We start from the raw sequence: 11,061 nt of genomic DNA, 5'->3' as shown, positions 1-11,061 counted from the left end.
TTAAGTAAGCAAGCAGTACATTTGAACTGTTCGGTGGCTTTGCAAGACGCCACCAGCACATTTCGATACAATAAATCTCCCCCACATCCTACTGTCTAAGCGAAGAAACCCATGGAAAAAGTGTCCCTTGATAAGAACAAGATCAAAATTGTATTGCTCGAAGGTGTTCATCAGAATGCGCTGGATGTGCTGCATGCATCGGGCTACAGCAATATTGATTACCACAAGAAAGCATTGGAAGGCGATCAGCTCAAGCAAGCCGTTGCCGATGCACATTTCGTAGGGATCCGCTCGCGCACCCAACTGAGTGCAGACGTGTTGCAGTCGGCCAGGAAACTGGTCGGTGTTGGCTGTTTCTGTATCGGCACCAACCAGGTGGACCTGCAGGCGGCCAAAAAGCTGGGTATTCCGGTCTTTAACGCACCCTTTTCCAATACCCGGTCTGTCGCCGAACTGGTCCTGGCCGAACTTATTTTGCTGATGCGCCGCGTGCCTGCCGCCAATGCCGAAGTACACCGCGGTGAATGGGTCAAATCGGCAGCGGGCAGCCATGAAGTGCGGGGCAAGAAGCTGGGGATCATCGGTTATGGCCACATTGGCACACAGTTGTCGGTCCTGGCCGAGGCGCTGGGCATGGAAATCTATTTCTATGATGTCGAAAGCAAGCTGCCGCTGGGCAATGCCCGCGCCGTCAGTTCGCTTACAGATCTGCTGAATATTGCAGATGTGGTTTCGTTGCACGTTCCGGAAAATGCCAGCACCAAGAACCTGATGAGCGCAGAACGCATTGCGCAAATGAAGGTGGGCGCGCATCTTATCAATGCGTCGCGCGGTACGGTAGTCGATATCGAGGCACTGGCCCTGGCGCTTGAAGAAAAACGCCTGGCCGGCGCGGCCATTGACGTCTTCCCGTCAGAGCCCAAGTCGAACAATGAAGAGTTCGTTTCACCGTTGCGCAAGTTCGATAACGTGATCCTGACGCCGCATATCGGTGGTTCCACTTCCGAAGCCCAGGAGAATATTGGCATCGAAGTGGCCAGCAAGCTGGTCAAATACTCCGACAATGGGTCTACGCTGTCTGCCGTGAACTTCCCAGAGGTATCGCTGCCAGAGAACAAGAGCGCCCGTCGCTTTCTGCATATTCACGAGAACCGTCCTGGCGTGCTCACGGCAATCAACCAGGTGTTTCAGCAGGATGGGGTCAATATTGTTGGTCAGTACCTGCAGACTGATCCGCAAAATGGCTATGTGGTCATCGATGTGGAAACGCCTGAGGTGGACAAGGCGCTGGAGCAGCTCAAGGCGATCGCCGGTACCATCAAGGCGCGCGTTCTGTATTGATCCTGCAGTAGCAGACAATTGAAGGCAATGAGTCAGGCCCGCCGCAGCGCAATGTTGTGGCGGGCCTGGTTTTTTTCAGACAAGGGCAGACGGACTCTATGTGGGGCAACGGCCCGATTGCGCTCCACTAGCGTTATTGCGCTCTGAGCTGGCGCGGCGCGGCAGTCATGCCAGCGTGATCAATGTGCCGGCCGCTGCTGCCTGGCCCGCAGACGGCAGCCCGGTTTAGTTTTGCAAGCCGAGGCGAATCAGCTTGCCATCCCCGGTATCGGTCAGGACATAGACGTAGCCATCGGGACCCACTTTCACATCGCGAATGCGTTCGCCTTCGAAGATCACCTGCTCATCCTTGAGGGTGGCGCCATCCACTTTCAGGTTTAGCAGGCGTTGCTGCGCCAGCGCGCCAATAAACACAGACTGCTTCCATGGCGCAAAACGGTCGTGGTCGTAAAAGGCCATGCCGCTGATTGCCGGTGAGACTTTCCAGGCGTAAATGGGTTGGGTTAGCCCGGCGCCATCGGTGCCTTTGGCTTCGGGAATCGGCAAGCCGGAGTAATTGATGCCATAGGTGGCCAGCGGCCAGCCATAGTTCTTGGCGGGTTCGGGAATATTGACTTCATCTCCGCCGCGCGGGCCATGCTCATTGGTCCACAATGCGCCAGTCCATGGATTGAGGGCAGCGCCCTGCTGATTGCGATGTCCGTAAGACCAGATCTCGGGGCGCACGCCCTGTTTGCCCACGAATGGATTGTCTTGGGGAATGCGTCCGTCAGGGAACAGCCGCACAATCTTGCCTTGCAACTTATCCAGGTCCTGGGAAGTAGGGCGTTGGTCGTTCTCGCCCAGCGCAATGAACATGTAGCCCTTGCGATCGAAAATGATGCGTGAGCCGAAATGGTTACCCACAGACAGCTTGGGCTCCTGGCGGAAAACGACTTTGAAATTTTCCAGCCTGGTGTTGTCCTCGGACAGACGGCCGAAGCCGACGGCCGTGCCCGCTTTACCGTCTTTGCCTTCTTCGGCATAGCTCAGATAAATATGACGGGTTTTGGCAAAATCCGGAGCCAGGACGACATCGAGCAAACCGCCCTGACCGTTGGCCCAGACCTTGGGACTGCCGCTGATCACAACCGGTTTGTCACTGCCCTGTTTCCAGTAATTGAGATGGCCGCTGCGCTCGGTAATGAGCATGCCGGCATCGTTCGGCAAAAAGGCCATCGACCAGGGATGCTCCAGCCCCTTAAGAAGCGTTTCGGTAGTGACGTTCTGGGCAACGGGTGCTTTGTCCCCCGGCGACATGATGGTCGTCTGTGCCTGTGCCGTGGCCACATGCACACCGCTGACGGCTACGGCGGTCATCAATAGACTGGCGAGCATGCTGCGCGACAGCAGGCGGCTGGCGGGCTGGGGCGCGAACGACAAGGGGAGGGACGGTAAGCGCGACGTAGCGGGAACGGCTGGATTCATGCTGAGCTCCTTGGCAGGGTGAAAATGGGTGCCCCGGCTGGCGACTGCGATGCAGCGGCGCAATGCCAGGGACATGCATGAGACAGATACAGTTTGAAGATGACAATTGGCTGAATGACAAAGATGATTAGAATATAAACGAATATGCGTGCAACTGGCAGAAGATGGTTATGAGGATTGAAAATCGATGTGGTGTATGAGCAGGCTGGCATACACTGAAGCGGTCAGACGGCGTCGGGAAAAAGGGACGATGTCAGGGTTTGGGCACTACCAGGAAAGCGAACCTGGGCGTGTTGGAAGCTGCGGCAGAATTACGCTTGGAGCGTGCGCGCAAAGCGTAGCGTCAAGCCAGATTCAACAAAAGCGCACACGCGATGGCATGGTTATTGCTTTGGCTATAGTGACTCTATTGATTATTACGATTCTACGCAGGCGAACAAACCCCATGGAACATTACGCTTTTTCCACCGTCGCCAGACTGGCCAGCCAACTGAGCCGGCAAGGTGTGACTTCGGAGTTGCTGACGACGTTTTTTCTCAGGCGTATTGAAAAATACAATCCAATGCTCAATGCCTTTGTGGCCGTATTTGGCGAGCAGGCGATCCGGGATGCGAAGGCCTCCGATGCCAGGCGAGCGGCCGGGCAGTCCTTGGGGCTGCTTGACGGCATTCCCGTGGCGGTCAAGGATCTGATTGATGTTGCCGGTACGGTGACCACCGGGGGATCTGCCGTACACGACGGCCAGGCCAGTAGCCAGACGGCGGCGCTGGCGCAACGATTGAAGGCGCAGGGCGCGATTGTGATCGGCAAGACCCAAACGGTTGAATTTGCCTTTGGCGGCTGGGGCACCAATGCGCATCTGGGAACGCCACTTAACCCCTGGGACGCCAATCGCGCCCGTGCGCCGGGCGGCTCTTCCAGCGGTTCGGCGGTCGCTGTGGCTGCCGGTTTGGTGCCCTGCGCCATTGGCACGGATACAGGCGGCTCGGTGCGGATCCCCGCGGCTTTCTGCAGTCTGACGGGTTTGAAAATGACCGCCGGACAGACGGATATGAGCGGCATTCTGCCCCTGGCGCCCATGCTCGATAGCGTTGGGCCGATTACGCATACCGCCGATGACGCCGCCATTGTGTACCGGGCGCTCACCTGTGCACCGGGCGAGGTGCTGGATGAGTCGTGCCATCGGCTGCTGGATGACGGCAGTGGGCTGGATGGCATGACACTGGGCGTCATGCCGGACGAGCAATACGATACGGATGTGCAGCGTTCTGTGCGGCTGGGCGTGCGCGACATGGTGCGCATGGCCGAAATGGCCGGGGCCAATATTGTGCGGGAGCGGCCGCCGCTATCGTTTAACACGGTTTTTGAGCAAAGCGGGCTGCTGATGGCGGCGTGCGCCTGGCGTTTACATGGCGCCCTGGTGCAGGACCACGATGCGCATATGGACCCGTTTGTACGCAGGCGAATGCTTGCCGGCCAGGCGGTTTCACAAACGCAATATCAAGACCTGCTGGCGCAGCACCAGGCTGCCATTGGTATATGGCAGGCCTGGATGACGGACAAGGATGCATTCATGATTCCCACGGTGCCCGCGATTGCGCCGTTACTGGCGCACTTGGATGAAGCCGCGAGCCCGGCCTTCTTTACGCGTCTTGCCAATTGGACCGGCGGCTGTGCACTGGCGTTGCCGGCCGGTTTTGACCCGGGCAACATGCCGGTGAGTGCGCAACTTGTGGGCAAGCGGCAAGACGAGCGCCGGCTGTTGCAGATCGGCAGCGTGATTCAGTCACTGACCGCCTGGCATTCCTATTCGCCAACCCTCCCTGGGTAGGCGCAGCTGCAATGTGCAGGCGTCACCACCGTGCAATGGCAACGGCGTTGGCAACAGCAATGTGCCTTTGCAATGGCCAGGGCTACCGATAGCTCTTCAGATGTATGCTGGTTTCTGAGTTGCTGATATTGCGGATCAGCCGGATCCGCTCCAGTGCCTGACCCAGCTCGGCCAGTGAGCCGGCTTCCAGTTCTGCCAGCAGGTCCCAGCGACCATTGGTGTCATGCAAGGCCACGATGCAGGGTTCGCCCAGCAGGCTGGCGATCACCTGGCGGCTCATGTTCCCTTCAATGGCAATGCTCATCCATGCGCGGATGGTTTGTGTCTGCGTGTCCGGACGCAATTGCACCGTGTAGCCGACGATCACGCCGGCGTCTTCCAGCCGTAGCATCCGGTTGCGTATCGTGCCGCGCGAGAGGCCGAGTTTTTTGGCCAAATCGGCGACCGTATACCGCGCATTCTGGCGTAACAACGAGATAAGTGCTTGGTCAGTCGAGTCCATATTTGCTCATTCAGGCAGTTTATATTGTCATTATGGCAAAATAATGGACAAAAGTGTGCAAAATTGCCGATATGCGTTGCCGCGAGAATGCGGCACACTTAAGAAACAAAGACACACATTAAATATAGTGTCGGCACAGGACACCACCCGGTTCAGCACGGCGCATTTTGAACATGGCTTGCAGAACACATCATCTGCCGACAGCCTTGGTTGTCGGTGATGGGATGAAAAGGGTGGGACGGGCTGGATCAAGGGTGCGCGAGCGTACCCGGCATTGCTCCCCCTGTTATTGGCGCCGGCAACGCATAAAACGGAGATAACCATGAGTCATTTGACACAAACGAATCTGAATACCGGGCTGATCCGTCCGCAGGACGTGGCCCGCATCGTGCAGCGGCAGGGTATGAAGCAGACGCTTGAGGGCGTGATGAACTATATCCTGTCAGACTATTTGCGCTGGGATGAATTTGACAAGTCATCCCGAGTTGCCAAATATGTGCAGGATGGGGTGATGGAATTGATGCCCATTGCGGACAAACAGAATTATTCGTTCAAGTATGTCAATTGTCATCCCCATAATCCTCAGGAAGGCTTGTCCACGGTGCTGGCATTTGGCGCGCTGGTTGACAATAGCACCGGCAAGCCCGAGGTCATCTGTGAATTGACGTTGACCACAGCGCTTCGAACGGCAGCCATGTCGGCATTGGCGGCAAAGCACCTGGCGCGCAGCAACAGCCGCCGGATGGCTCTGATCGGCAATGGCTGTCAAAGCGAGTTTCAGGCGCTGGCCTTTCATTATCTGCTGGGAATCGAGCATTTGAGCGTATATGATCTTGATCGTGCCGCGTCACAAAAGCTGGCCGATAATCTATGCCACACCGGCATGACGGTTGACATTGCAGACAGTGTGGCCGATGCCGTCCGGGACGCCGACATTGTGACAACGGTGACCGCCGAATATTCGCGGGCACATATCCTGACCCCCGAGATGATCAAGCCAGGCATGCATATCAATGCTGTCGGCGGCGATTGCCCGGGTAAAACTGAGCTGCATCCCGACATCCTGCCATTGGCCACCGTGTTTGTCGAGTTCGAGCCGCAAACTCGCGTCGAAGGCGAATTGCAGAATGTGGGCGCAGATTTTCCTGTCCGGCATTTGTGGCAGGTCTTTCAGGGCCAGGCCAAAGGCCGTGAAACCGATACACAGATTACCCTGTTCGATTCCGTCGGTTTTGCCCTGGAAGACTTCTCGGCGCTGGTCTATATGCGGGATACGGCGCACAAGCTGGGTCTGATGCAGCCCATTTCGCTGGTGCCCGAACTGGCCGATCCGAAGGATCTGTTTTCCTATCTTGGTGTGGGTCAGGTCCAACGGGAAGCCGAACCGATTGCCGCATTACCCTGAGTGGAAAGGGGGCCGGCCAAAGCGCCGGCCGCAACACCATCGAGCCAAGCTATTTGGCAAAGCAACGATGCTCAAGCAGAATGAGCGTTGGTGAAAATTACCTAAACCGCGGAATTAGTCATTGGCCAAGGACGGGAAGCGCGAACATGTTAGGTTTTATGCCATTAGTGGCTCTACTTATATCCTGAGTTGTTTGTGGCGTGATGGCGGATGCTTTTTTATCGACTAATTTTCATTGTTAAGCCGATCTGCCAGTCGTGTCACGAGATCCATGCGCTCATGGAAAATAGCTACGACCAAAGCGGGGCGTGTTCACGCGGCAGGCAAAAGAGGTAATGATGCTCGAAATGGGCCATTCGTAACGCAGGATAAAGTTCGTCCACGACTGTGAATGGGCCTTTACCTGCAGCGAGACTGGCAATGCCCTGTTCCAGTTTGCCGATATAGCGCCGTACTTGCGCGGCGCCCCATTGCTTACGAGTGTATCGGATGATGTCGCGCAAATCAGCTTCAGCATCTTCAGTAAGAATGTAGGCCCTCAACTGCGGTCCTTGCCTAGTTCTTCATCAAGGATTTCGCTGATGTTCTTTGTCGATACCTTCCCGGCAAGCCCATCGTTGATGCGAGATCCCAGCACGGTCTTTAGTTCCTGCCATGCCTGTTCGGCATCAGCATCGCCGGGGAACAAGCGTTCGAGGGCGTATTGTTTAATGGTTTTGCCTTGTAAGGCGGCCAGCGCCTTCAGGCTTTGGTGTTGCCGGTCAGATAGGTCGATTGTGAGACGGCTCATAGGGTAATTCCTATAGATTTACACAAACCCACATTAGCACATATGTGGGAAAAAGACGATGGAATGGGCCAGTGATAGGTAAAAGTCATACTTCTATTACAGGTATAACATTGCTTCACTGCTACAAAATAATATTGCTCGCAATCAAAATTATGAAACAGTCTCCCGGATGCCTGTCCTGCATTGGGAGACAAGCTACGGCGCGCCAACTCCATGTCGAGTCCGCCTCGACTGTTGACCAAGCGTGCACCATGCAGCCGGCAAGCCGGGGGTCAGCTTGGAATCCATCAAAATCATTCATCAAAGATGCGCCCGCCCATGGCATGAATACGTACAATGGCAACATTGCCATTTCGGTTGCGTGATTCATGCCATTTTCCGTTTCAGATCGGCCGGCGTTGCTGCAACTGTGGTTTGCCGGCCCCGCCTTGCAGGTAGAGTACGACTCGTTGGCGCTGAATCCAGAGGATCGCGCCCGCGAGGCGGCTCGCCTGAGCGCGCGTAAAGCCTACGAGTGGCGTGTCAGTCGCGCCCTGCAGCGCCGTCTGCTGGATCCCTATCGATCATCGAGCCTGTCGCACAGTGCCGGCCACGCCCTGTGGGCGGCATCATCGCTGCATGAGCACCTAGGCGTTGATCTGGAGCGGATACGCGCCATTGATGAGCTGGCCCTGGCCGAGCTGATCGCCCATGATGATGAAAAGCGGCTATTGCGCACGCTGCAGGGGCAGGACAGAACCCGCTTTTTTTTCCGACTGTGGACGCTCAAGGAAGCGCTGGTCAAAGCGGTGGGCGGCGACTTTCCGGCAGACATGCTGCGGGTAGGGATCAGGCCTGGCGCATGCATCACACCGGCAGCGGGGGGTGTTGCTGCTGTCGCAGCCGGGACATGGCCCGATGACGTTGCCCGTGCGCTGCAGATGCCATTGCCCAAGGCATCCGAGGCCGCTGGAATGGGCGGGCAACAGGTCGCGCAACAGTCTAATCTGGCGCACCAGCATTCGTGGCGCCTGATCGGCCTGGGAGACTGGCACTGGCACGGCCTATCGGCCATGATCGGTGATAACTGGATGACGGCGGTCGTGTGGCCTGGTCAGGATGTTCCGACGCCGGTCAGGATGTTCGCCAGGCAGGCAACGCCGGGCCAAGCGCGTAGCCTGCCGCTTGAGCAGTCTGTGGTTTTTGGTGTCGGGCTGCAGCCCGAGGTTTGATGGTAGCGCCCTGTTGGCGCATCTGTTGCGATGGACCAGCGCAGCGGTTGCAATCTCCAGTCTTCAGTCTGGCCGGCGGAATATCAGCGAAGTATTGATGCCGCCGAAAGCAAAGTTGTTATTCATCACATATTCGGTGTCAATGTCGCGCCAGTCATGCTGCAGATAGTCCAGCTGCGCGCAGCGTGGGTCCACATTGTCCAGGTTCAGGGTGGGCACAAACGCGCGGTCGTGCATCATGGCAATGGAGAACCAGGATTCCAGTGCGCCGCAGGCGCCAAGGGTATGGCCCAGGAAACTTTTTTGCGAACTGATGGCTGCGCGCTCGCCAAACAAGGTTGCCGTGGCATGTGATTCAGCAATATCGCCCTGTTCGGTTGCCGTGCCGTGTCCGTTGACATAGCCGATCTGTTCGGCGTGAATACCTGCGTCTTCAATGGCAAGCGTCATGGCCCGGTGCATGGTGTCGGCCTGGGGGCGGGTGATATGGGCGCCATCTGAATTGCTGCCGAAGCCGACGATTTCTGCGTATATGCGGGCGCCTCGTGCCAGGGCATGATCACGCTCTTCCAGGACGAACATGCAGGCGCCTTCGCCGATAACCAGCCCGTCGCGATCCCGGTCATAGGGGCGCGGCGAGGTGTGCGGCGCGCTGTTGCGCTGACTGGTGGCGTACAGGGAATCGAACACATAGGCTTCGCTGGGGCACAGTTCTTCACCGCCGCCGCCGAGCATCAACGGGATCAGCCCGTATTTGATGGCTTCATAGGCATAGCCGATGCCCTGGCTGCCTGAGGTGCACGCACTGGAGGTGGGGATGACTCGTCCTTTGAGGCCGAAGAAAATACCAATGTTGGCAGCCGTCGTGTGCGGCATCATGCGAACATAGGTGTTGGCATTGACCCCATGCGATTCGCCATGCATGAGCAGGGCCGCCAGGGCTCTGACGTCTTCGGTACTGCCCGTGGACGACCCGCAGGCCACCCCCATGGCGCCGGACTGGATGAGCGGATCGCCCAGCAGGCCGGCATCGGCCAGGGCGCGCTCGGCAGCGTCGACACACAGCTGCGATACCCTGCCCAGGCTACGCAACTGCTTGCGCTGCCAGTGCGATGGACAGCGATAGTGGGCAATGGGGGCGGCCAGGCGGGTATTCAGTTCAGTATAACGATCCCATTCGGGCATGACGCATACGGCGCTGCGGCCCTCGGTAAAGGCTTGCCGGATCTGTGGCCAGCTGTTGCCCAGGGCAGTAATGCCGCCCATGCCCGTTACAACCACACGCTTCATCAGCACAACCCTCCATTGACCGAAAGCACCTGGCGGGTAATGTAGCCGGCTTTTTCGGACATCAGGAAGGTCACAGCAGCAGCCACTTCCTCGGGATTGCCGGCACGCTGGGCCGGAATCATTTTCAGTATTTCCTCGACGGGCACCTGCTGGTCAAGCATATCTGTATCAATCAGCCCGGGCGCCACGCAATTGACGGTAATGCGACGTTTAGCCAGTTCCACGGCCAGCGCCTTGGCTGCCCCGATCAGGCCGGCTTTAGAGGCGCTGTAGTTGACCTGTCCGCGGTTGCCGATAATCCCGGATACCGAAGCCATGCAGACGATGCGACCAGGCTGGCGCCGACGAATCATGGGCATGATCAGGGGATGCAGGACGTTATAAAACCCACCCAGGTTGGTGTCCAGCACCTGGTCCCAGTCTTCATCGGTAAAGGCAGGGAAGGCGTTATCGCGGGTCAGCCCGGCGTTCAGGACAACCCCATAGAAGGCGTCGTGGCTTTCCAGATACGTTTCCAGTGCCTGCCTGCAAGCAGGGCGATCGGACACGTCGAACTGCAAGATGTCGGCGTTGCGACCCAGGGCCTGGATTTGTTTGGCGACCTGTTGCGCCTCTTGCCGCCGCTGGCGGCAGTGCAAGGTGATATCGAAGCCTGCCTGCGCCAGATCAAGGGCGATGGCTTTGCCGATACCCCGGCTGGAACCGGTGACAAAAATACGGGAAGCGGTCACGCTGTTTGCTCCTGTAAGTAGTGTTCAATATCCGGCGGACTGAATACGCTCAGTCTTGCGGTGGCCACCGTTTGTGCACGGTCGGTGTTGGCATCGTCTGGTTCATCCAGCAGGGACAGGCTACAGTCGAAGACACCGAAGCCGCTGGCCTCGTCACGGGTCGAGGCCTCGACCCGTACGCATAGCAGGCTGCCTCGCGCCACATTGGGACGCAGGATGTCAATCTGGCGGCTGCCGAGCAGAAAGCCCAGTTTTGGTGGCTGGCCGGCATCGTGGGCATGACAGCCGGCCAGCGCAGCCACGCCCTGCGCCATGATCTCTATAGCGCACCACATAGGTAACTGCCCGTTCTCATCCTGGAAGAGGTGATCGGGTCCAATGCGGGCCAGGGCCTGCAACTGCGAGTCAGAGTAGGCGATGATTTCGTCAAGCAGGATCATGCTGCCGGCATGCGGCAGTAAAGGCGCAAGATGGCGTATGGGGGTCTGCATCG

At 57.7% G+C, this 11,061-nt stretch carries 11 protein-coding genes; 4 read left to right on the top strand and 7 right to left on the bottom strand.

What is annotated here, in order from left to right; all coding sequences use genetic code 11:
• The first annotated feature begins 111 nt into the window (after window positions 1–111).
• Window positions 112–1,341 (top strand): phosphoglycerate dehydrogenase, encoded by a 1,230-nt coding sequence (serA, locus tag INT32_RS06385; RefSeq protein WP_193087903.1) that lies wholly within the window; start codon window positions 112–114, stop codon window positions 1,339–1,341.
• 225 nt (window positions 1,342–1,566) lie between these two features.
• Here the strand turns inward: serA and INT32_RS06380 are convergent, their stop codons facing one another.
• The gene (locus tag INT32_RS06380; RefSeq protein ID WP_370540193.1) at window positions 1,567–2,718 is read right to left on the bottom strand and encodes a PQQ-dependent sugar dehydrogenase; all 1,152 of its coding nucleotides are present in this window, start codon (window positions 2,716–2,718) and stop codon (window positions 1,567–1,569) included.
• 535 nt (window positions 2,719–3,253) lie between these two features.
• Here INT32_RS06380 and INT32_RS06375 point away from each other — a divergent pair.
• On the top strand, window positions 3,254–4,639 hold the full coding sequence (locus tag INT32_RS06375; RefSeq protein ID WP_193087902.1) for an amidase: 1,386 nt from the start codon (window positions 3,254–3,256) through the stop codon (window positions 4,637–4,639).
• Between the two features lie 82 nt (window positions 4,640–4,721).
• Here the strand turns inward: INT32_RS06375 and INT32_RS06370 are convergent, their stop codons facing one another.
• Complete coding sequence (locus tag INT32_RS06370; RefSeq protein ID WP_193087901.1) at window positions 4,722–5,141, bottom strand: Lrp/AsnC family transcriptional regulator; 420 nt, start codon at window positions 5,139–5,141, stop codon at window positions 4,722–4,724.
• A gap of 322 nt (window positions 5,142–5,463) precedes the next feature.
• Between INT32_RS06370 and INT32_RS06365 the strand changes: the two genes are divergently transcribed.
• On the top strand, window positions 5,464–6,546 hold the full coding sequence (locus tag INT32_RS06365) for an ornithine cyclodeaminase (protein ID WP_193087900.1): 1,083 nt from the start codon (window positions 5,464–5,466) through the stop codon (window positions 6,544–6,546).
• A 290-nt stretch (window positions 6,547–6,836) separates the two neighbouring features.
• Here INT32_RS06365 and INT32_RS06360 read toward each other — a convergent pair whose 3' ends face one another.
• Together INT32_RS06360 and INT32_RS06355 are read right to left on the bottom strand one after the other, a co-directional pair.
• The gene (locus tag INT32_RS06360) at window positions 6,837–7,088 is read right to left on the bottom strand and encodes a type II toxin-antitoxin system RelE/ParE family toxin (RefSeq protein ID WP_226816615.1); all 252 of its coding nucleotides are present in this window, start codon (window positions 7,086–7,088) and stop codon (window positions 6,837–6,839) included.
• Window positions 7,085–7,336, bottom strand: coding sequence for an antitoxin (locus INT32_RS06355; RefSeq protein ID WP_193087899.1), 252 nt, complete (start codon window positions 7,334–7,336; stop codon window positions 7,085–7,087). The genes INT32_RS06360 and INT32_RS06355 overlap by 4 nt, the downstream gene beginning before the upstream one ends.
• 368 nt (window positions 7,337–7,704) lie before the next feature.
• Between INT32_RS06355 and INT32_RS06350 the strand changes: the two genes are divergently transcribed.
• Window positions 7,705–8,547, top strand: coding sequence for a 4'-phosphopantetheinyl transferase superfamily protein (locus INT32_RS06350; RefSeq protein ID WP_193087898.1), 843 nt, complete (start codon window positions 7,705–7,707; stop codon window positions 8,545–8,547).
• A 63-nt stretch (window positions 8,548–8,610) separates the two neighbouring features.
• Here INT32_RS06350 and INT32_RS06345 read toward each other — a convergent pair whose 3' ends face one another.
• Genes INT32_RS06345 through INT32_RS06335 form a run of 3 tightly spaced genes read right to left on the bottom strand, consistent with a single transcriptional unit; the run spans window position 8,611 to window position 11,059 of the window.
• Window positions 8,611–9,837, bottom strand: coding sequence for a beta-ketoacyl-ACP synthase (locus INT32_RS06345; RefSeq protein ID WP_193087897.1), 1,227 nt, complete (start codon window positions 9,835–9,837; stop codon window positions 8,611–8,613).
• Window positions 9,837–10,568 (bottom strand): 3-oxoacyl-ACP reductase FabG, encoded by a 732-nt coding sequence (gene fabG, locus INT32_RS06340; protein WP_193087896.1) that lies wholly within the window; start codon window positions 10,566–10,568, stop codon window positions 9,837–9,839. The genes INT32_RS06345 and fabG overlap by 1 nt, the downstream gene beginning before the upstream one ends.
• Window positions 10,565–11,059 carry a hypothetical protein gene (locus INT32_RS06335; RefSeq protein ID WP_193087895.1) on the bottom strand — a complete coding sequence of 165 codons (495 nt, stop codon included), beginning with the start codon at window positions 11,057–11,059 and terminating at the stop codon, window positions 10,565–10,567. The genes fabG and INT32_RS06335 overlap by 4 nt, the downstream gene beginning before the upstream one ends.
• Between the last annotated feature and the right edge of the window lie 2 nt (window positions 11,060–11,061).

Source organism: Advenella sp. FME57, assembly GCF_014897675.1.
In the GTDB taxonomy this organism is placed as follows: Bacteria; Pseudomonadota; Gammaproteobacteria; order Burkholderiales; family Burkholderiaceae_B; genus Advenella.
This window is presented reverse-complemented; position numbering and strand designations above follow the sequence as displayed.